Origin of the sequence: Pseudomonas caricapapayae, from assembly GCF_001400735.1 — a bacterium.
Classification (GTDB): Bacteria; Pseudomonadota; Gammaproteobacteria; order Pseudomonadales; family Pseudomonadaceae; genus Aquipseudomonas; species Aquipseudomonas caricapapayae.
Genome location: NZ_LJPW01000144.1, coordinates 1 through 19,576, shown reverse-complemented (window position 1 = coordinate 19,576; position 19,576 = coordinate 1). Strand labels below are relative to the sequence as shown.

The following is a 19,576-nucleotide window of genomic DNA, read 5'->3' as shown; positions in this document are numbered from 1 at the left end:
GACTTGTTCAGGTTTACTGTGGAACCGGCTGTTAATAACTTGGGAGTATTTGTCTGTAGCCCTTTATGCATAAGGTCTGTAGCGGTGTGGTTAAATTTTGTACAAAGGTTTTTGACCAACTCTCAGGGGTATTTGTCAACAGCATTCAGGCTGGTCGTTCATACAGGTATTTGAGTTGCAAAGGCTGTGGATAAGTCTGTTAACAAGCCTTGGAAATAGTGATCCAGACGTTACTACGTGTGGGCTACAGGTCATCACGGTTTTCTGACGCTACATGGCTTCATAGTGGCGCTGGGCAAAGTCAAGCGAAAAACTTCTCCAGACCCGCTGGAGGCCTCGAACCACGGGACCTGCAGCGTAATGACTTGCCCCCAGAGACTGTGTGCCTGACTGTGGATAAGGTGGGCAAAACTGCCTGCGAGGCCCGTGCTGTATGGCCTGGCTCAGGTTGGTTGTTTTTTGTACAAAGACACGGGCTTGTTGCATCGAAGTCCCGCTGACGGGCATTCTGCTGCCCTCGCCAGAACTTATTAACAGGCGCGGCTGTTTTTGCGCCATGTCAGGAGAACGAAATGACTTCCACTGTATTCATCACGGGCGCTACTTCCGGTTTTGGTGAGGCCTGTGCCCGCCGTTTTGCCGAAGCAGGCTGGTCGCTGGTATTGACCGGTCGTCGCAAGGACCGACTGGATGCCTTGAGCGCCGAACTGTCGAAGCAGGCCAAGGTGCATACGCTGGTGCTGGACGTGCGTGACCGCAAGGCGATGGAGAGCGCCATTGCAGATTTGCCTGAAGAGTTTGCCACCATTCGCGGACTGATCAACAACGCCGGTCTGGCGCTGGGCATCGATCCTGCACCCAAGTGCGATCTGGATGACTGGGACACCATGATCGACACCAACGTCAAAGGCCTGGTCTACACCACGCGCCTGCTACTGCCACGCCTGATTGCCCATGGTCGCGGTGCAAGCATCGTCAATCTGGGTTCGGTGGCCGGTAACTATCCTTATCCGGGTGGCAACGTCTACGGCGGCACCAAGGCGTTTGTCGGGCAGTTTTCGCTGAACCTGCGCAACGACCTGATCGGCACTGGCGTGCGTGTCACCAACCTGGAACCGGGGCTGTGCGAAAGCGAGTTCTCGCTGGTGCGGTTCGGGGGCGATCAGGCCAAGTACGACGCTACTTACGCGGGTGCCGAGCCGATCCAGCCTCAGGACATTGCCGACACGATCTTCTGGATCATGAACACCCCGGCGCACGTCAACATCAACAGTCTGGAACTGATGCCTGTCAGCCAGACCTGGGCCGGGTTTGCGATTGATCGTAACCGCGGTTGATTGAGTGGTTGATCGGCCGCGCGAGTGCGGCCCGATCAGCTGTCTGCAGGTGCAGGCGGCGGGAATGCGCTGACGAAGCGATTTTCGACAAAATCGGCCAGTCCTGTGTAACAGGTTGCCAGGTGGTAAGGCGTAGTCGAAGGCATGTCGCTGCGGCTGACAGTGCCATCGGGCTCCACGCATTCGTTCCAGCCCGTGGCATGCAGGAAGCGCTGCGCAAAGGCTGACAGTTGCTCCGTCAAACCCGTCTCGCATTCCGGCCGCAAGGCCATGGCCCGCAGATATTCCGCCTGAGCCCAGATGCGCTGGGTAGCGTCGCGCACTGTGCCATCAAGCGTCAGCGCCGCAGTTACCGCCCCACTCTGAGGATCGACACCCTGCGTCTGAGCGTGGGTAAATGCGCGGGTCATTGAGTCGTGCAGCTCGCGCCCGTGCAGCTCCGGCGGCGATTGCAGCAGGAAGAACCACTCGAACTGATGACCTGGCTCGTACCAGTTATCCACAGTGCCCAACGGTTTCTCGAGCATTACCCCCGTGGCAGTGTCGACAAAACGGCGCTGCATGTGGATAAGCAGTGCGTCCAGCGCTGACTGCGTTGCAGGGTCGGCACGCACTGACAGCGTAGCCAGAAAGGCCTCCGCCAGATGCATCAAGGGGTTCTGGAGCGGGCCAGTGCCCAGCGTCGACCAGTCTTCATCGAGTTGCGCTTCATACAGCCCGTCATCATCGGCAAAGCGCTCTGCCACAACGTTGAGCGCCGCATTGAGCACGGATTCTCCCAGCGGGTCCTGTACCTTCGCCCAGTAATGTGCGCAGGCAAAAATAATGAAAGCGTGGGTGTAAAGGTCCTTGCGGCGATCCAGAGGTCTGCCCTGCGGATCGATGCTGTAGAACCAACCGCCATGCTCGGCATCGTGGAAATGCTGTTGTAACGAGCGAAACAACTCGCTGGCCCGAGTCCGCGCATTCGGTACTTCGGCACTCTCGATGAGGCTGGAAAACAGAAACAGCTGACGCGCACAGGCCATCGCGCGGTAGCGTTGCGGCGGCAGCGGCTGATCGTTTGCGTCGAGCGCTTCGTAAGGCAATGCCAATTGTGTGTTCCAGCCGGGGCCCTGCCAGAGAGGAACGACGACCTGCATGAAATGCTGCTGCAAGGCAGCGAACACCGAGGTCAATTCAGGCGTGGAGGCGGAGCGGGTCACATGGGGCATCGGCTGGCATCGCGGCAGTGTCGAAGTGCGCAGCATGTTATCAGGATTGCTGCTCGCGGGGTCGGGGTGATCGTTCCTCACGCCTGGCGCGTGAGGAACCTGGATCATTCAGCCAATCAACGCCAGCCGCTCATTGATCGCCGCTTCAATCCCTGCGGCATTCAGCCCGCACTCGGCCAGCATCTGCGCAGGCTTGGCATGCTCGACGTAGACATCCGGCAGGCCCAGGTGCAATACCGACTTGAGGATATTGGCGCGTGCCAGGAATTCGCTGACTGCAGCACCCGCACCGCCCATCACTGCGTTTTCTTCCAACGTGACCAGCAACTCGCTTACCAGAGCCTCGTCCAGAGGCTTGACGAAACGCATGTCGATTACCGTCGCATCCAGCTTCTCGGCCACCACCAGCGCCTCGCTCAGCTGTACGCCAAATACCAGTATCGCAACGCCCTGACCTTGCCGACGCACAACGCCCTTGCCGATTTCCACCGGGTCAAGATTGGCCTCGATCACTGCGTTCGGGCCGGTGCCGCGCGGGTAGCGCACTGCCGCAGGTCCGGTGTGCAGGTAGCCGGTGCTGAGCAGCTTGCGCAGTTCGTTTTCGTCGCTCGGCGTCATGACCAGCATGCCGGGGATGCAGCGCAGGTAGGACAGGTCGAAGCTGCCCGCGTGAGTCGGGCCGTCTTCACCCACAAGCCCGGCGCGGTCAATGGCAAACAGTACATCGAGGTTCTGTACCGCAACGTCATGCACCAGTTGATCGTAACCGCGCTGCAGGAAGGTCGAGTAGATCGCCACGACGGGCTTGCTGCCTTCGCACGCCATGCCGGCTGCGAGTGTGACGGCGTGTTGTTCGGCAATGGCAACATCAAAGTAACGCTGCGGGAAACGCTCGCTGAACGCCACAAGGTCCGAGCCTTCCTTCATCGCCGGCGTAATGCCCACCAGTCGTGAGTCAGCCTCGGCCATGTCGCAGATCCACTGACCGAACACCCCGGAATACTTCGGCGCGCTGATCTTCTTCTGGGCGACAGGCGCATTCAGCGGCTCAAGCTTGGTAATCGCGTGATAACCGATCGGATCGACTTCGGCTGGCGCAAAACCTTTACCTTTCTTGGTCACGACGTGCAGAAACTGCGGGCCCTTCAGATCACGCATGTTGCGCAATGTGGCGATCAGGGTCGGCAGATCGTGGCCGTCGATAGGGCCGATGTAGTTCCAGCCCAGCTCTTCGAAGAGCGTGCCGGGGACCAGCATGCCTTTGGCATATTCTTCGGTTCGGCGTGCGATCTCCCATGCGCCCGGCAAGCGCGACAGCACTTTTTTGCTGCCTTCGCGCATGCTGCTGTAGGTGCGGCTGGAAAGAATCTTGGCCAGATAATTCGACAGCCCGCCGACATTGCGCGAGATCGACATGTCGTTGTCGTTGAGAATCACCAGCATGTTGGCCGCCACTTCCGGCGCATGGTTCAGCGCTTCGAAGGCCATGCCGGCAGTCAGTGCGCCGTCGCCGATCACGGCAATGGACTTGCGCTCGCTGCCTTGCAGGCGCGAAGCAATCGCCATGCCCAGCGCGGCGCTGATCGAGGTGCTGGAGTGGCCTACGCCAAAGGTGTCGTACTCGCTCTCGCTGCGCCGCGGAAAGGCAGCGACTCCGTCCTTCTGGCGCAGGGTGGACATGCGCGCGCGACGGCCAGTGAGGATCTTGTGCGGATAGGCTTGATGACCCACGTCCCACACCAGACGGTCGTCCGGGGTGTCGAAAACGTAATGCAGCGCGATGGTCAGCTCGATGACCCCGAGGCCGGCACCAAAATGCCCTCCGGTCTGGCCAACGGAATACAGCAGCTCCAGGCGCAGTTCATCGGCCAGGGTTTCCAGCTCGGCTTCGCCCAGACGGCGCAGGCCGTGCGGGGTATCGGCTCGGTCAAGCAGCGGCGTGACCGGGCGCTCGCGGGGAATCTCTTTGAACGTCGTGGGCATCAGGCGAATCGTTATAAGTAAAAGAGGCGGCAGTTTACCTTATGCATCGCACGCTGCCCATGAAGTGAGTCGGCGGATGACCCGTCGACTGACACGCTTAATGACTGAGACCCGATGAACAGTGGTTGATTCAGCCGGTTTCGGGTTCTGCCTGACGATGATCAGTGACGGCGTTCGACGATGTAGCGTGCCAGCTCGCGCAATGGCTCAGCGGCGGCATCGAAAGGGCTCAGTGCATGCAGCGCCTGATCGCGCAGCTCCAGTGCGTAGCTCTTGGCGGTTTCCAGGCCCAGCAGCGCCGGGTAGGTCGGCTTGTCACGAGCGATGTCGGCACCCTGGCGCTTGCCGAGCGTTGCAGTATCGCTTTCGACATCGAGAATGTCGTCCTGAACCTGAAAGGCCAGACCGATCGCGCGGGCATAGACTTGCAGGGCGTCGAGGCGTACCTGATCGGCCTGACCGCTGGCCAGCGCGCCAAGCCGGACGCTGGCTTCGATCAACGCGCCGGTCTTGTGCCGGTGCATATACTCCAGCGCGGCCTGATCGAGCTTCAGCCCCACTGAGCCCAGGTCGATGGCCTGCCCGCCGACCATTCCTGCCGGTCCGGCAGCGGCCGCAAGGGTGCCGACCATCTGCAGACGCGTTTCGGCATCGCGTGACGTCAGGTGTGGCGCGAGCAGCGCGGTGAATGCAAGGCTTTGCAGGCCGTCGCCTGCGAGGATGGCACAGGCTTCATCAAAAGCCTTGTGCGTGGTCGGCTGGCCGCGACGCAAATCGTCATCGTCCATTGCCGGCAAATCGTCGTGTACCAGCGAATAGGCATGGATCAGTTCAACGGCGCAAGCGGCACCGTTGGCATCCTCGGCCACGCCGCCGAGCGCTTCGCATGCCGCGTACGCCAGCAAAGGGCGCACACGCTTGCCGCCATTCATCACGCTGTAGCGCATGGCCTCGTAAAGGCGGTTCAGTTCAGGACCCGGTGCCTGAAACAGTTCTTCGAGTGCTGCGTTGACGCGGGTCTGGCTTTGCGCTTGATAGCTCGCGATCATTCGGGAAGTTCCGCATCGTCGAACGGCTCTTCGCTCAGTTCGCCATCGCGCTCCAGCAGTACCTGGACCTTCTGTTCGGCCTGGGTGAGGGCGCTCTGGCAGTCGCGGGTCAGGCGCACGCCTTGCTCGAAGGCGGTCAGGGAGTCTTCCAGAGACAACTCGCCGTTCTCCAGCCGCTCTACCAGCGCTTGCAGATCAGCGAGTGACTGTTCGAAATCCAGTGCAGCTTTCTTGCGGGCCATGGGGGCATTTCCGGTAGAGGTTAAACCGCGCGACACTAGCAGAGCGAGGGCGTCTGGGCAAATTACGGCGACAGACCCACGCTCTGTGAGCGACCGTCGCGGTCAGCCTGCCGCAAACCCGTTCTGCAGGTCAGCGATCAGATCTTTCGGGCTTTCCAGGCCAATCTGCAGCCGCAGCATCGGGCCAACGCCCTTGTCAGGACCATACTGCTCGACCTCAGTGATCAGGCTTTCGAAACCGCCCCAGGAGTAACCGATCCCGAACAGTTTCAAGGCGCCTGTAAAACGGTCCGACACCTGCCGGTCAAGCGTTTTGAACTCGAAGCTGAGCAAACCGTTGCAGCCGTGGAAATCGCGCTTCCAGATAGCGTGCCCGGGATCGTCCGGTAATGCGGGATACAGCACACGGGCTACCTGAGGCTGGTCCTGCAACCATCGCGCGACCTGCATTGCGTGGCGCTCATGCATGGCCATGCGCGCTGCCAGGCTGCGGGCACCGCGCAGCACCAGGTAAGCATCGTCGGGGCTGACGGTATTACCCACCGCGGTGTTCATGCTACTGAGGGTTTTCCAGTGCGCCTCAGTGGTGCTGACGCTGCCCATCATGACGTCGGAATGCCCGGCCACGTATTTGGTCAGGGCCATCAGCGAAATGTCCGCGCCCAGTTCCAACGGCTTGTACAGCACCCCCGAGCCCCATGAGTTATCCACAGCCAGTAGCAGATTTCTGGCCCTGCATATCCGTGACAGAGCTGGCAGGTCACACATGTCGAACGTCAGTGAGCCCGGGACTTCGGCATAGATCATCCGTGTATTGGCCTTGATCAGCGATTGCACATTGCTGCCGTCGGCCGCATAGAAATCAAACTGGATATCGAAGGCCGAAAGCATCGTTCTTGCCAGACGCCGAACGGGACCGTAGACCGACTCGGTTATCAGCACATGATCGCCCGGGCGCAGAAACGATTGGAACATCTGCGCCACTGCCGCCAGCCCGGTCGGGTAGAGGCAGGTGCCGTGCGCGGCTTCAAGCTCCGATATCAGGTCCTGCAAGGCAAACGCCGTCGGGTTGCCATTCGCGCCGTAGGTCAGCGAGCGCTCTGGTCCTGCGGTACGAATTTCCGCTTGTCGCAAGCTCTCAAGGCTGTCGAACAGCACCGTGCTGAGACGCACGATCGGCGGATTGACCGCAAGCCCCGGCCCGCTGCTGGCGCTCCGGCCGCGTTGCGACAGGGCAGTGTGGGCGCGAGGGTCTTTGTCTTGCGGCATTGGAGGCTCCGGGAAGTGAAGGGTATTCAGGCTGCCGTTCAGGTGCCTGCAAGCGTAATGCATCTGTGCGTCTGACAGGTATCACTGTTCGTTCAGGGCGGCGCTCGCGTAGAACTCATGCAGTTTCGCTTGCAATAACTGCCTGTCCGGCAGTCGGGTCTGGTATTCGGCAATCAATGCGGGTGAAAGCGAGCGGTTCAGGGCGTACTCGACCACTTCATCGTTTTTGCTGGCGCAGAATAAAACGCCGATGGCGGGGTTCTCATGGGGCTTGCGTACATTCCGGTCCAGGGCTTCCAGATAGAAGTCCAGTTTGCCGAGGTATTCCGGCTGAAAGCGGCCGACCTTGAGTTCAATGGCAACAAGGCAGTTGAGGCCAAGATGGAAAAACAGCAGATCCAGCGCAAAATCCTGTCCGCCGACCTGCAGCGCGTACTCTGAGCCGACAAAGCAGAAGTCGCGACCCAGTTCGATCAGAAAATCCTTCAGACGTTGCAGCAAGCCGCCATGCAGATCCGCTTCTGCGTGCCCCTACGGCAGCTCCAGAAATTCCACCATGTAAGCATCACGGAACACATCCAGTGCGTCCGGTCGGGTTTCCTTGAGCATCGCCGAGGCTTTGGCGGGCTGGGTGACAACGCGTTCGAACAGGGCGTTTTTGAATTGGCGTTCCAGCTCGCGTTTTGACCACCTTTCCTGAGTCGCCATTTTCAAGTAGAACTCGCGCTCTTCGGGCCGTTTGCTCTGGCTGAAAATGATCAGGTTATGGGACCAGGATAATTGTCGCGCCAGTGGTGCGACTTTCTCTTCGGCGCGATAAATCTCATAGAACTGACGCATGCGAAACAGGTTGCTGCGCGTAAACCCGCGTAGCCCTGGCTGGGTTGTGGCCAGGTGTTCAGCAAGCTGGTTGACCACCGCGTCACCCCACTCGGCGTTTTCAATCTTGCGGCTGATGTAAGCGCCTACTTGCCAGTAAAGCTCGATCAGCTGCGTATTGACCGCCTGGGCGGCTTGCTGTCGAGCGCCCTTGATCATTGCGAGCACTTCGTCGAAGCGATCAGTTACAGACGTATGCGGCGCGCTGGGAGTACTCATGCCGAAAGTACTCCACGGCGTTGCAATCCGGCGGTCGGTTGCGAGCGAAAGGCTGGAAGGGCAGTTGTCCGGCTCATAAGAGTGCGTCCTTGGGCAGTGGCTGAGGACGGCTACTTTACGTCCGGATCAGGCCTGTCCGATCCAGAATCTTCTATGGTTTTGTAGCATCAGGTTTCTGTTTGCGCAGGTCTTGACTTGCGCCTTATTTATCCAGGTCGGACGCATCATGCCGTTCCGGAACCTGATCCGACTCTTCGCCCCAGGTGCGATTAACCTTCTGGCCTTTGATAACGGCAGGGCGTGCGGCGATTTCTTCTGTCCAGCGAATCAGGTTCGGGTATTCGTGTACCGAGAGAAATTCGGCTGCCGAATACACCTTGTTGCGCACCAGTGCGCCATACCATGACCACACGGCAATATCGGCAATCGTGTAGGTGTCGCCGGCCAGATAGCGGTGTTCTGCAAGGCGACGGTCCAGCACATCGAGTTGACGCTTGGCCTCCATCGCGAACCGGTTGATGGGGTTATTCGAGTTTCTCCGGCGCATAGGCATAGAAGTGCCCGAACCCGCCGCCCAGATAAGGCGCAGCACCCATCTGCCAGAACAACCAGTTCAGCGTTTCAGTGCGGCCTGCCAGGTCGGCGGGCAGGAAACTGGAAAACTTCTCCGCCAGGTACAGCAGGATCGAACCAGACTCGAATACCCGGACAGGTGTCTCGTGGCTTCGGTCCAGCAGCGCGGGGATCTTGGAATTGGGATTGATATCGACAAAACCGCTGGAGAACTGCTCGCCCTCGGAAATGCGGATCAGCCAGGCATCGTATTCCGCCCCGCTGTGCCCCAGCGCCAGCAGCTCTTCCAGCATGATCGTGACTTTCACCCCGTTGGGGGTGGCCAGTGAGTAAAGCTGCAGCGGGTGCTTGCCGACGGGCAGCACCTTGTCATGCGTGGGACCGGCGACGGGCCGGTTGATGCTGGCGAACGTACCACCCGCCTGTGTGTCCTGCTGCCATACCTTCGGTGGAGTGTAAGTGGTCTGGGTCATGAGGAGCCTCGCTTGTTCAAGATTGATCGCCGGGTCGATCGCATTGCGAATGACCCTTGACGTTATAGATCAACGTGAGCAGATGGAAGTGCCTTGCGATTCTGAGCAGGCATAGCGGGGCAGCGAAGAGGAATCAGGTTGCCGCTGGTAGCTTGTGGAATATTCCCACATCAACTAAGGCGTCGTCCTATAGCTGTAGGTCGGTAAAAGAAGAGAACATGTGCCCACAGCGCGGGCCTCAAGGTTATCCATTTATAAACTTGATTGTCAAAGTCGTTCTCTCTGGTTTACCTGTTAATAGCTGGATATCGTATGCCGTCGTCTTGCAGTCCAGGCGTTATGAAGTGGCGTGACCTGATCATCAATCTGGTCTCCAAGGAAATAAAAATCCGTTACATGGGGGCGACGCTGGGCTTCGTATGGTCATTGGGAAATCCCCTGGTTGTAACGCTTACCTATTACACGGTTTTCACCTACATTCTTCCCAGCAGTCAGGACCGCTTTGCGCTTCATCTGGTGACAGGCATCGTCCACTGGATGCTTCTTGCGCAAATCGTTTCACAAAGTGGCGAGTGGCTCATCAATAACGGGAACCTTATTCGGAAGTTGCGCTTTCCCCGTCTGTTGCTGCCCATTTCCGGAGCACTTGCGATTATTGTTTTCTGGGCAGGCTGCATGCTTGTGTATGCCGCGTTATTTGCCATGCTCGGCGGCGTATTTTCACGCGCGTTGTTGTTTTATCCAATTGTCCTGATCGCGTTCATGGCATTGATCATGGGTGTCGGTCTGGCACTCAGTGTCATCCAGGTGACGGTAAGGGATGCCAAACATTTCATCGACGTGTTTCTGCCTTTACTGTTCTGGTTGACGCCAATAGTGTGGGTCACCTCTTCGCTGCCCGAAGGTGTCGCCAGCATAGCGGCCTATAACCCTATCGCGCTGTATTTCAATAGCTTCAGCAGCATCCTGCATGCCGGTGTCGTTCCAGACACCCGTGATCTGCTGCTTTGCGTGTCAATGGGGGCTGCCTCGCTGTTTGCCGGGCTCGCCCTGTTCAGGAAAGTGGACAACGTGGTGGAGTATTTATGAGCCGTGTTGTCATCAAGGCCGAAAACCTTACCAAGCAGTTTGTTCTTCGCCACAACAGGGGCGGCTTGAAGAAGAAGTTTCTGGGGTTGTTTGACGCTCAATACCGTGAGCGTGCAGAAACATTCACGGCGGTCAGCGACGTATCGTTCAGCTTGCACAAAGGCGATTCGCTCGCACTGGTGGGGCATAACGGCTCAGGCAAAAGCACGCTGTTGCAGCTGGTTTCGCGCATTCTTGTTCCCACCAGCGGACGCCTCACCACCGTAGGGCGTGTGGCTCCTCTGATCGAAATCGGGGTGGGTTTCCACCCTGAGCTGACGGGGGAGGAAAACATCTATCTCAATGCCAGCCTGTTCGGGCTGAGTAACAAGGAAGTGCGTTCGCGCTTCAACGACATCGTCGACTTTTCCGACCTGGGGGATTTCATCGACATACCGGTGAAGAACTACTCATCGGGTATGTACATGAGGTTGGGGTTTTCAGTAGCGGTTCACGTTGAACCACAGGTCTTGCTGGCGGACGAGGTACTTGCCGTAGGAGACGAGGCGTTCAAACACAAGTGCCACGAACGAATCCGCACGATGCAGGATGACGGCATGGCCTTGATTCTTGTTACTCACGCAGTAGAAGAGGGCAAGGAGTTTTGCCAGCGTTATCTGATGCTTGAGCACGGCCGGATGACTGAGCACGGTTATTACTGATTCATTGCACTGTAACGTCAAGCGTCCTGCCCACTTTGCAATCACCCACTCATAAAGGTATTTCCATGCTGCAAATTATCGTTCCGATGGCCGGGGCCGGGAGCCGTTTTGCAGTGGCGGGTTACACCGACCCAAAGCCGTTGATCCCCGTGCATGGGGTGCCGATGATCAAGATCGTGATCGACAACCTGACGCCGCATTGCCCGCACAGGTTTATCTTTATCTGCCAGGCGCAACAGGTCGCCCACTATGACCTCAGGGAAAAACTCTCCACCTGGGCGCCTGGCTGCGACATTGTCGAGCTTGATGGGCTGACAGGTGGTGCTGCGTGCTCCGTGTATGCCGCACGGCATCTGCTCGACGATAACCAGCAAGTGATGATTGCCAACAGTGATCAGTATGTCGACGCGGACATCAACGCCTACCTGCAGGCAATGAACGAGCATGACGCAGAAGGCTTGATCATGACGATGAAAGCCAGCGATCCAAAGTGGTCATTTGTGGGCTTCAGTGCAGAAGGCGTTATCAATCAAGTGGTGGAAAAGCAGGTTATCTCCGATGAAGCGACTGTCGGCATCTACAACTTTCGCAGCGCAGGCCGGTTGATCTCGTCCATCGAGGCGATGGTCATGAAAGATCTTCGCGTCAATGGCGAGTTCTATATTGCACCGGCTTACAACGAACTCATCGGGCAGGGTGCGAAGGTCATTCATTACAGTATCGGTGCAGAGGGTCACGGCATGTACGGGCTGGGTATACCGGCGGACCTTGACCGGTTCCTGTCGTTGCCGCTCAGCAGGCAGGCAGCCTTGGGAAGAGAGGCCTGAGATGCAGATCATCAGCCACCGCGGCTATTGGCTGCAAAAGCCCGAGCGCAATTTACCCCAGGCATTTCATCGTTCATTCGACCTCGGTTTCGGCACGGAAACCGACGTTCGTGATGTGGCAGGTCAACTGGTTATTTCTCACGACATGCCGGTTGGCGGTGAGCTGACGCTTGATGGTCTGCTCGACATCATGGCGGGTCGCAACCTGCCGCTGGCCGTCAACATCAAGGCCGATGGCATGGCCCAGGCGCTTGTTAGAACCTTCGCCCGATACGGCCATACCAACTGGTTTGCCTTCGACATGGCCGTACCGGACATGCGCAGTTACCTCCACGCGAACGTCATCACTTACACCCGTCTCAGTGAAGTTGAACCGTCGCCAGCCTGGATTGAACAGGCAGCAGGCATCTGGGTTGACGGTTTCGAGGGGGAGTGGTTCTCCAATCAGGTCATTGGCGATCTTCTGTCGCAGGGCAAGCAGGTTTGTGTGGTGTCACCCGAGTTGCACGGGCGTGACCACCGCAGACTTTGGCAGCAATTGCTCGACTTCAGGCTGCAGGACAGTTTGACGCTGTGCACTGATATTCCCGAAGACGCAGCCACTTTCTTCAAGTGAGGCAATCATGATCAAGCCAGTGATTTTCGATATGGACGGCGTCCTCATCGAAGCCAAGGAATGGCATTACGATGCACTGAACAAAGCCCTCAGCCTGTTCGGTTACAACATCAGTCGTCATGAACACCTCACTGCCTACGACGGCCTGCCCACCTCGCGCAAGCTTGACATGCTGAGTATCGAGCGCGACCTGCCGGTGGCGTTGCACGCGTTCATAAATCAGATGAAGCAGCAGTACACCATGGAGATTGTCTACGCCCAGTGCAAACCGACGTTTGTGCATCAGTACGCGTTGTCATCGCTGAAAGCACTGGGTTACAAGCTGGCGGTTGCATCCAACTCCATTCGCAACACCGTGGAGGTCATGATGAATAGGGCAGACCTGGGGCAATACCTCGATCTGCAGCTCTCCAACGAAGATGTCAGGCATGCCAAGCCAGCCCCCGATATTTACACCAAGGCCATCATGCAACTGGGTCTTGAGCCCGAAGAATGCCTGATCGTCGAAGATAACGAGAATGGCATCAAGGCTGCCAGAGACTCCGGGGCCCATGTTCTGGTCGTGGCTGAAACCTGTGAGGTAAACCTCCATAACATCCTTGGCAAGGTCCAATCGATCAACTTCGACAAGGTGGCTGGCCTGTGAGCGCATTGAACATCATTCTCCTGGCAGGCAAGAAAGGGGAGACGTCGCCCGACGATGGCGAGTACCCGGAATACCTGCGCGAGTGCAACGGCAAGCCTCTGATTCATACGCTGATAGACAACTGTGCCGCGCTTGAGCCGCGCAGGATGATCTGCACATTCTCGAGCAACGATGTCACCCGGTTGCATCTCCGTAACATGCTCCAGCAGATGCACCCTTCGGCAAGCGTTCTGCCTGTTCACAACATCACCCGGGGCGCCGCCTGCACAGCGCTACTGGCGAGCGGACAAATCGATAACGATGATGAGCTGTTGATTCTCAGTGTCAGTGATTTTGTGGATATAGAGTTGCGGGAGGTGGTGCGTTCGTTTCGGGAAAACGATGAAGATGCCGGAGTCGTTATCTTCAGCTCACTGCACCCTCGTTATTCATTCGTGCGTCTGGATAGCGACCGACGCGTCATTGAAGCTGCCGAGAAAAACCCGATCAGCCCCCATGCGATTGCCGGCGTGTACTGGTTCAGATCCGGCTCGCTGTTCGTAGCCGCGGCGAAAGAGATGATTCGCAAGGATGCCAGGGTCAATGACAACTTCTACATAGCGCCGGCCCTCAATGAACTGGTGCTGTTACAGAAAAAAATTGGTGCCTACCGGATCGAACCGGGCCAGTACCGACCGCTGAAAACCAATAGCCAGCTTCACGCTTTCGAAGCAGGAGACGTTCGATGAAAACGGCACGGCTGGAAGATATGGTCAAAGGCTGGTTCGTGGGTGACTTCGAACCTGCTGCGTTCAAGACCGGTTCCTGTGAGGTCGGGGTCAAGACTTACAAGGCGGGCGATAGGGAAGTTGCCCATTACCACAAGGTTGCCACCGAGATAACCGTACTCATCTCCGGATCCGTCAACATGCGGGATCAGATCTGGAATGCAGGTGACATCATCATTCTGGAGCCGGGCGATATCACGGCGTTCGAAGCGCTTACCGATGCGACCACTGTTGTGGTGAAGGTGCCGGGCGCGCTTGCCGACAAGTACGTCGTCTGATGAAAACCACCCTTCTCCAGCACCATCCTTCTCTTGGTTACCTATCGACGAGCAGTCTGCGCAGCCTCCCGTTGGGGCTAATGTTGTCCCATGAGTGTTCCAGCCTCATCTCATTCCGAGCGCATCCGTTCCGCAAGCCTGAACGGGTGATCAGGAAACTGCATGCCGCACAGCGTCCATTGTGCATGTATGGGGCGGGTGGCTACTGTTTTTATGGCGTCCAGAGCGATTCACCGCTGGCCCCTCTGTTGCTATGGGACGGTGCCCACTTTCTGAATGTTGGCGAAAAAATCACGGTTATCGAAGACACGCCTATCGATTGCTATCTGGATCGTGAATATTTTACGGGATCGCTCAAGGTCATTGCGCGTTCGGCCAACTCCGTCACTTACACGAAAGTATCCAGGCTGACGGCGGAGTTGAACGACGATCTCGATAGCTGGACCTTCGGCATTCCCGTCGGTCCAGGCGACGCTACCGTTCTCAATGCCGCCGTGAAGCGCATTCTGGAAATTGACATCCCGCACAAGGAAATACTGCTGTGCGGTACCCCGGGAAGTAACTTCGCCTATTTCGACAAGGTCCGTATCGTGGGGGAGGACATTACTGCTCCGCCCGTGCAGATAGGCAAAAAGAAAAATCGCCTCGCTCTGGAGGCCAGACACAGCAATCTGGTGATCCTGCATGACCGTGTCTTTTTGCCAAAACACTTCGGGGAAGTTGTCCGCCGCTTTGGCCCGCGCTATCCGTTGATGACATTGCAAAGCATGTTCTTCGATAATCGAATCAGTATGCACCCGCGCCGCTATTCCGATTACGGCATGGCCATGGCAGAGGTTGCTCAGGGACTTCAAGGGCTGCATCGCACCAACGGTAAGGCTCTGTCCATTGCGCCGTCAGTATTCCCGGACGTAGACCTGACCGGATTCTGTTACGCCAGCCCGATGCGCTACAACAACGACGCCAGTTACCCGACAGGCAGCCTCTATATTTGCCGCAGGGACGTGTGGAATGCCTGTCCTCTGGACGAGTCTCTCCACTGGGTCGAATACGAAGACATAGAGCATGCACTACGAGCTTCCAGGGCGGGCATTCCAAACCGCATCAACCCATTCGGTATCACTCAGTCAGTGACTTCCCGGGCACTACTGGGCGGCAAGGCTCCCGTCGAATCAGTTAACGGATGTCTTGAGATATCCGGGGCTTGTTATGTGTCTCTGCTGGAAAAGAAACCTCTTTTGAATCTGTCTGCCGATACTGCACTGGCCAGATTGCGGCAATTCGCTGACAAATACCTGGCCAACCCGTCTGCGGTGGTTATTCCAACCGGTCTTCATCACCTGTCTGTTCGAGCCTGGGTCGAACTGATCGATACCGTGGTGCAGCAGTCCGCGTTCAAAAACGACAGTGAGACGGTCAGAGAGTTTATCGGCGACTTCGAGAGGCTTGTGCTGCTTGACCAGCTACCGTGTATGCGTAAGGAGTTTTTGGTCAATCGCTTCCTCACAGAGCCTGTGCTGGCCAAACGCACACTGATCACCGAGAGCTGCGAAGTGCGCAATATGTTGCGTCAACGCGGTACGCAGACCTGGTTTTTTCGCCAGCAGGATGATTACTTTCACCACAACCTTCTGTCGCTCCCTGGCATTTTGATTTCAGCTGTTCGCGCCTATCGGAATAACGGGAAAAGTTTCTATTTTGAAAGCCTGTGGGCTGCGGTAAGGGCCATCTACAATTCGACTCCCTTCATGTCCTGCAGCAAGGGGGCGAAGTGAAGGTATTCGTCGTTTCTCATTCGAGCCCCGGCACCGCCTGCCATCAGTTGATCTGTCAGCTGGCGCGCATTCGCCACGAGCCCAGAAAGACCGTTCCCATACTCGTGATTGATGACCGCTACAACCTGAACGAACTACCCGTCAGCGAGTCATCGACTGAACACGCTCTGTTCAGCCTGGATGATTTTCTTCACGACAATGGTCTGAGCGGTATTGCGGCGCACAGAATTGCCCAGCACATGGATAAAGTCGAAAGCGACTGGGTACTGATTGATTTTGGCCAGCATGACTCGACCACCTGTATGGACTTCATCCGGAAAATTGCTCGCTACAACTATTTGAGCGTCAGGCTTCGAAAGCGAAACCTGGTGATCAGGGTGCCCGCCATGTATCTGGGTATTTATTCGCGAGCCTTCAATGCGTCGTTCAACAATTTGCCGGCAAGCACAACAGCCTCAGCCCGTTCTGTTCAGATCGGCAGGCTGTTCATGGTTATTCGTCTTGAGAGGGTGCTGACGAGTATTCCATTGCTGGCCGGCGTATTACGTCGAGTAAGGCATGTTGTTCTGCGCGTCTTTCGGCGTGTTGCGAGATCCCACTGACTGATCTGCCACTGGCCGTCAGTAGCAGGCGCTTCTCATTACAAGGTTAACAACATGCCTCATCTTGTGGTCGTTGATTCCAGAAAAATCAGCGTGGTTATTCAGGGCCCTCTGTGCCGCAACCTGAGTTCCAAACGGAATATCTTCGCCTGCATCACATCGATCCGAACGCACCTGCCACATGCCGAAATCATCGTTTCGACCTGGCGTCATGAAGATATATCTGCGGTTGAGGCGGATCAGCTCATCCTGTCGGATGATCCGGGCACCTTTGTCGACGACGCCGGTAATCAGATCAACATCAATCGCATGCTGCGATCAACGTTATGCGGTATTCAGAGCGCTTCAAGGCCCTATGTCCTGAAAATGCGCGCCGATCACAACCTGACCAGCGCTGCACTGGCTGTCATAGGTCGATCTGATGATACCGAGCCAGGCGAAACACAGCTGTTCGACACGCCCATCACTACCACTACACTTTATATTCGTGATCCTGAGCGGTTACCGATGTTGTTCCACATATCGGACCTTGTTCAATTCGGCACCCGCGAAGCCATGCTCGCCATGTGGGATCAACCGTTGTTCGAAAGGGACGCGCTTTTCAACAAAAGGCCGTCTCGCAACCCGTTTGGAAACTTCATCGGCTATACGTCCGCTCGCATGGTGGCAGAGCAGGCACTTATGCTTGGCGTCATGCGCAGGAGCGGCATTGACGCCCGGCTCGCACGGCCCTGCCAGGTGGGGCTGAGCAATCTGAAACTGTGGGATAACGTCTTGAGGTGCAACTTCAGGGTGCTGAACCATCATGAAGCTGGTGTCGATTTTCCCGAGCGCTTTTTGACAAGCCGCCACGTCTTGAAGACGCTCTACAAAGCCTCTGATATAGAGCAGTTGCAGCGTCTCGATACAAGGCGCTACAGACTGAGAATAGCGCGCATCTGGCTCAATCAATACCTGCTGACCTGCCTGCGTCCCGGCTGGTGGGTGTCCTTTGCGACCATCGTACTGTTCAGCACCTCGCCGGCGCTTGCCAAGCGCATTCGTTCGTACTGGCGCACGCTGAGGAAAGTAGGGCATGCGGAGTCGTATCGGGTTTGAAGATTGATCGGGGCCGTTACAGAAAACACGTCAGGCGTTACAGAACCGGTCATCCAGTTTCCTGAGCAGCGCATATGGGTCAGTCCCGATCCCTCGACAGACATCCATGAACTCAATGACATCGAGCCTGCGCTCGGCATTCTCTGTCTTCGAGACAAATGACTGCGGTCGCCCGAGTCTGACGGCTAATTCTTTTTGCGTCATACCGGCTGCATTGCGGGCTTCCAGCAAAAGATCAAGCAACGCCTGGTAGCGAACGTTATGGATGGTTTTCACGTAGGCGCGCCGTCTGAATAGTTCGGCTACCTAAATAAACCTGATTTGGGATTATCCCAAAATAGGTTTTTCGATTAAGATACTTGTCTCAAGGATGCACGTACACGTTCAAGGAGGCCGTATGAAAGTCAGAAAAGCGCGGTTGCTGAGTCTTAAGCACCGTTACTTCGGCCCGTCGCTCACGCGAAATCTGTGCCCGCGATGCCGTGCGCTAAAGCCTTGGCAGGGTGTTGGCCCATCTACGTCATTACCTGGCGCCCTGACCCAACGGCAAGTCGTCAGCGCCATGTACGCCTATCTCATGACCAGCTGGGAAGAACTGCCCGAACAGAACAAGCGTGCGCTCGGCTTTGATTCAATCGTGGGCGGTGAAGAGGAAGAGGCAGCGCTGAATCGATTGGCAACGCTGTTTATGGAGTACGCGGATGTTTCCCTGCGCCGGGCATTGGTGGCGCGGCGGAGGCGGTTGGGGCCATCGGACAACCAACAAAGTACTGCCAGCGGCTGATCTGGCTGGAAGCTTCTAAAGCAAATGATATCCACTGTCCGGCCGCAGGAAGAAAGCAGTAGACATTAAAAAGCCGGCTTGTGGCCGGCTTCTCGTAGGCGGTTCCGGTCTATTTTTGATAAACCGCAATCGCCTTCAACAGATGCGCTCCTGAAGAAGCGCGAATAGACAACAGGGCAAACGGATCACATGCCCCGTTCAAACACCCCACCGCTTAAAAGCGCCAGGTGCTCTGGATGGCGCACAGAATACTGAAATTCCCTGGCGATGCCCAGCCCGAATACCTTCCAGCGCCGAGCCCTCTCACAACAGCAGCATGGCATTGCGTCGGCTATTGAGTGTCGACCACCAGAATATCCAGCCCAGGATGTGTATTTTCTCCCGGTCTATGTCTTCTGCACTGAACAGCTCGTCCGGGTATTCGGCGTCGTTGTGGCTGCGCAGGCGCAGGCCCCCATTGGGGAGGCGGTAGAGGTAGCGCACGCGCAGGATGCCGCCGTGTTCGAGGGCGTAGATTTCGCCGTCGATGACCTGGGTCAGTTCGCGGTCGACGCCGAGGATCGAGCCGTCCTGGATTTTGTCGGCCATGCTGTTGCCGACCATGGCAACGCACATGCAGTTTTTAGGGTCGATGCCCATGTTCTGCAGGACTTGCAGGGGCAGGCGGATTTTCTGGCCGGGGGCTTCGGCGAGCACGGTTTTGCCGATGCCATGGGTGGATTCGATCTCCATGAAGATCTGGATTTCCACATCTCCACGCGACACGTTTCTTGCCTGATGAATCATGACGCGGGTATCAGCGCTGGTGGTCTCATTGGCGCGGTCGTTGGGGTGTTTGGGGCCGTCGCCGGTGCGCAACCAGCGAGCGTTGACGGTCAGCAGCTCAGCCACCTCGTCAATTCGTGCCATGGGCACGCCGCGCTTGAACCAGTTATTGACGTGTTGCGGCGTGATTTTGCGGTTGGCGGCAAAGTCAGTCGCTGTGAGATGGCACTCCCGAAGGAGGATGCGGAGTCGATCACCTGATGTATTCATAGGAGCGAAGTCTACGGGCGTCGCCAGAGCGTTTAAATGAACGAGGTGTTGAGATCGACGTTATCCCAAGGGGGTGGCGGCTATCCGGACTACAGATGGAATGAATATCTGTCTCTTATA

The 19,576-nt window shown here is 57.0% G+C and carries 19 protein-coding genes and 2 pseudogenes; 12 read left to right on the top strand and 9 right to left on the bottom strand.

What is annotated here, in order from left to right:
* Nucleotides 1-572 precede the first annotated feature (572 nt).
* Nucleotides 573-1,337: an SDR family oxidoreductase gene (locus ALO80_RS20210; RefSeq protein WP_054986041.1), complete on the top strand. Its 765-nt coding sequence runs from the start codon at nucleotides 573-575 to the stop codon at nucleotides 1,335-1,337.
* Nucleotides 1,338-1,372: 35 nt separating this feature from the next.
* On the opposite strand, the gene ALO80_RS20205 is transcribed toward ALO80_RS20210, so the two are convergent.
* From ALO80_RS20205 to yghU, 7 genes and pseudogenes are all read right to left on the bottom strand, one after another.
* Nucleotides 1,373-2,587, bottom strand: coding sequence for an AGE family epimerase/isomerase (locus ALO80_RS20205; RefSeq protein ID WP_055010385.1), 1,215 nt, complete (start codon nucleotides 2,585-2,587; stop codon nucleotides 1,373-1,375).
* 72 nt (nucleotides 2,588-2,659) lie between these two features.
* Nucleotides 2,660-4,534, bottom strand: coding sequence for a 1-deoxy-D-xylulose-5-phosphate synthase (gene dxs, locus ALO80_RS20200; protein WP_055010292.1), 1,875 nt, complete (start codon nucleotides 4,532-4,534; stop codon nucleotides 2,660-2,662).
* Between the two features lie 161 nt (nucleotides 4,535-4,695).
* On the bottom strand, nucleotides 4,696-5,583 hold the full coding sequence (locus ALO80_RS20195) for a polyprenyl synthetase family protein (protein WP_054986039.1): 888 nt from the start codon (nucleotides 5,581-5,583) through the stop codon (nucleotides 4,696-4,698).
* Complete coding sequence (locus ALO80_RS20190; protein WP_002551852.1) at nucleotides 5,580-5,825, bottom strand: exodeoxyribonuclease VII small subunit; 246 nt, start codon at nucleotides 5,823-5,825, stop codon at nucleotides 5,580-5,582. Before ALO80_RS20190 ends, ALO80_RS20195 begins: the two co-directional genes overlap by 4 nt.
* Before the next feature lie 102 nt (nucleotides 5,826-5,927).
* Nucleotides 5,928-7,094, bottom strand: coding sequence for a cystathionine beta-lyase (gene metC / locus ALO80_RS20185; RefSeq protein ID WP_055010291.1), 1,167 nt, complete (start codon nucleotides 7,092-7,094; stop codon nucleotides 5,928-5,930).
* An 81-nt stretch (nucleotides 7,095-7,175) separates the two neighbouring features.
* A pseudogene (locus ALO80_RS20180) lies at nucleotides 7,176-8,192 on the bottom strand (PDDEXK nuclease domain-containing protein).
* 202 nt (nucleotides 8,193-8,394) lie between these two features.
* Nucleotides 8,395-9,238 (bottom strand): annotated as a pseudogene (gene yghU / locus ALO80_RS20175) (glutathione-dependent disulfide-bond oxidoreductase).
* 312 nt (nucleotides 9,239-9,550) lie between these two features.
* Between yghU and ALO80_RS20170 the strand changes: the two are divergent.
* From ALO80_RS20170 to ALO80_RS20125, 10 genes are all read left to right on the top strand, one after another.
* On the top strand, nucleotides 9,551-10,327 hold the full coding sequence (locus ALO80_RS20170) for an ABC transporter permease (protein ID WP_055010290.1): 777 nt from the start codon (nucleotides 9,551-9,553) through the stop codon (nucleotides 10,325-10,327).
* Complete coding sequence (locus tag ALO80_RS20165; protein WP_055010289.1) at nucleotides 10,324-11,028, top strand: ABC transporter ATP-binding protein; 705 nt, start codon at nucleotides 10,324-10,326, stop codon at nucleotides 11,026-11,028. Before ALO80_RS20170 ends, ALO80_RS20165 begins: the two co-directional genes overlap by 4 nt.
* 65 nt (nucleotides 11,029-11,093) lie before the next feature.
* Nucleotides 11,094-11,855: a glycosyltransferase family 2 protein gene (locus ALO80_RS20160; RefSeq protein WP_055010288.1), complete on the top strand. Its 762-nt coding sequence runs from the start codon at nucleotides 11,094-11,096 to the stop codon at nucleotides 11,853-11,855.
* 1 nt (nucleotide 11,856) lies between these two features.
* On the top strand, nucleotides 11,857-12,471 hold the full coding sequence (locus tag ALO80_RS20155; RefSeq protein ID WP_055010287.1) for a PI-PLC domain-containing protein: 615 nt from the start codon (nucleotides 11,857-11,859) through the stop codon (nucleotides 12,469-12,471).
* A gap of 7 nt (nucleotides 12,472-12,478) precedes the next feature.
* A complete protein-coding gene (locus tag ALO80_RS20150; RefSeq protein WP_055010286.1) occupies nucleotides 12,479-13,117 on the top strand; it encodes an HAD family hydrolase in 639 nt (212 codons plus the stop codon).
* On the top strand, nucleotides 13,114-13,845 hold the full coding sequence (locus tag ALO80_RS20145; protein ID WP_055010285.1) for a glycosyltransferase family 2 protein: 732 nt from the start codon (nucleotides 13,114-13,116) through the stop codon (nucleotides 13,843-13,845). The genes ALO80_RS20150 and ALO80_RS20145 overlap by 4 nt, the downstream gene beginning before the upstream one ends.
* Nucleotides 13,842-14,162, top strand: a complete 321-nt coding sequence (locus tag ALO80_RS20140; protein ID WP_055010284.1) for a hypothetical protein — start codon at nucleotides 13,842-13,844, stop codon at nucleotides 14,160-14,162. The genes ALO80_RS20145 and ALO80_RS20140 overlap by 4 nt, the downstream gene beginning before the upstream one ends.
* Nucleotides 14,162-15,937 carry a hypothetical protein gene (locus tag ALO80_RS20135; protein ID WP_055010283.1) on the top strand — a complete coding sequence of 592 codons (1,776 nt, stop codon included), beginning with the start codon at nucleotides 14,162-14,164 and terminating at the stop codon, nucleotides 15,935-15,937. Before ALO80_RS20140 ends, ALO80_RS20135 begins: the two co-directional genes overlap by 1 nt.
* Nucleotides 15,934-16,539 (top strand): hypothetical protein, encoded by a 606-nt coding sequence (locus ALO80_RS20130; RefSeq protein ID WP_055010282.1) that lies wholly within the window; start codon nucleotides 15,934-15,936, stop codon nucleotides 16,537-16,539. Before ALO80_RS20135 ends, ALO80_RS20130 begins: the two co-directional genes overlap by 4 nt.
* 54 nt (nucleotides 16,540-16,593) lie before the next feature.
* Nucleotides 16,594-17,637: a WavE lipopolysaccharide synthesis family protein gene (locus ALO80_RS20125; protein ID WP_055010281.1), complete on the top strand. Its 1,044-nt coding sequence runs from the start codon at nucleotides 16,594-16,596 to the stop codon at nucleotides 17,635-17,637.
* Nucleotides 17,638-17,667: 30 nt separating this feature from the next.
* Here the strand turns inward: ALO80_RS20125 and ALO80_RS20120 are convergent, their stop codons facing one another.
* Entirely contained in the window at nucleotides 17,668-17,913 is a 246-nt protein-coding gene (locus ALO80_RS20120) for a helix-turn-helix domain-containing protein (protein WP_055010280.1), read from the bottom strand.
* A 121-nt stretch (nucleotides 17,914-18,034) separates the two neighbouring features.
* On the opposite strand from ALO80_RS20120, the gene ALO80_RS32100 reads away from it, so the two are divergent.
* The gene (locus ALO80_RS32100; protein WP_235812503.1) at nucleotides 18,035-18,421 is read left to right on the top strand and encodes a hypothetical protein; all 387 of its coding nucleotides are present in this window, start codon (nucleotides 18,035-18,037) and stop codon (nucleotides 18,419-18,421) included.
* Nucleotides 18,422-18,724: 303 nt separating this feature from the next.
* Here ALO80_RS32100 and ALO80_RS20110 read toward each other — a convergent pair whose 3' ends face one another.
* Nucleotides 18,725-19,456, bottom strand: a complete 732-nt coding sequence (locus ALO80_RS20110) for a LexA family transcriptional regulator (RefSeq protein WP_054984740.1) — start codon at nucleotides 19,454-19,456, stop codon at nucleotides 18,725-18,727.
* Between the last annotated feature and the right edge of the window lie 120 nt (nucleotides 19,457-19,576).

What these genes read in the sequence shown, in the direction of transcription:
- ALO80_RS20135 (WP_055010283.1), top strand. Translation starts at nt 14,162, where the DNA reads ATGAAAACCACCCTTCTCCAGCACCATCCTTCTCTTGGTTACCTATCG.
- ALO80_RS20210 (WP_054986041.1), top strand. Translation starts at nt 573, where the DNA reads ATGACTTCCACTGTATTCATCACGGGCGCTACTTCCGGTTTTGGTGAG.
- ALO80_RS20170 (WP_055010290.1), top strand. Translation starts at nt 9,551, where the DNA reads ATGCCGTCGTCTTGCAGTCCAGGCGTTATGAAGTGGCGTGACCTGATC.
- ALO80_RS20155 (WP_055010287.1), top strand. Translation starts at nt 11,857, where the DNA reads ATGCAGATCATCAGCCACCGCGGCTATTGGCTGCAAAAGCCCGAGCGC.
- ALO80_RS20125 (WP_055010281.1), top strand. Translation starts at nt 16,594, where the DNA reads ATGCCTCATCTTGTGGTCGTTGATTCCAGAAAAATCAGCGTGGTTATT.
- ALO80_RS20195 (WP_054986039.1), bottom strand. Translation starts at nt 5,583, where the DNA reads ATGATCGCGAGCTATCAAGCGCAAAGCCAGACCCGCGTCAACGCAGCA.
- ALO80_RS20165 (WP_055010289.1), top strand. Translation starts at nt 10,324, where the DNA reads ATGAGCCGTGTTGTCATCAAGGCCGAAAACCTTACCAAGCAGTTTGTT.
- ALO80_RS20190 (WP_002551852.1), bottom strand. Translation starts at nt 5,825, where the DNA reads ATGGCCCGCAAGAAAGCTGCACTGGATTTCGAACAGTCACTCGCTGAT.
- ALO80_RS20150 (WP_055010286.1), top strand. Translation starts at nt 12,479, where the DNA reads ATGATCAAGCCAGTGATTTTCGATATGGACGGCGTCCTCATCGAAGCC.
- ALO80_RS20110 (WP_054984740.1), bottom strand. Translation starts at nt 19,456, where the DNA reads ATGAATACATCAGGTGATCGACTCCGCATCCTCCTTCGGGAGTGCCAT.
- ALO80_RS20205 (WP_055010385.1), bottom strand. Translation starts at nt 2,587, where the DNA reads ATGCTGCGCACTTCGACACTGCCGCGATGCCAGCCGATGCCCCATGTG.
- metC (WP_055010291.1), bottom strand. Translation starts at nt 7,094, where the DNA reads ATGCCGCAAGACAAAGACCCTCGCGCCCACACTGCCCTGTCGCAACGC.
- ALO80_RS32100 (WP_235812503.1), top strand. Translation starts at nt 18,035, where the DNA reads ATGAAAGTCAGAAAAGCGCGGTTGCTGAGTCTTAAGCACCGTTACTTC.
- dxs (WP_055010292.1), bottom strand. Translation starts at nt 4,534, where the DNA reads ATGCCCACGACGTTCAAAGAGATTCCCCGCGAGCGCCCGGTCACGCCG.
- ALO80_RS20160 (WP_055010288.1), top strand. Translation starts at nt 11,094, where the DNA reads ATGCTGCAAATTATCGTTCCGATGGCCGGGGCCGGGAGCCGTTTTGCA.
- ALO80_RS20140 (WP_055010284.1), top strand. Translation starts at nt 13,842, where the DNA reads ATGAAAACGGCACGGCTGGAAGATATGGTCAAAGGCTGGTTCGTGGGT.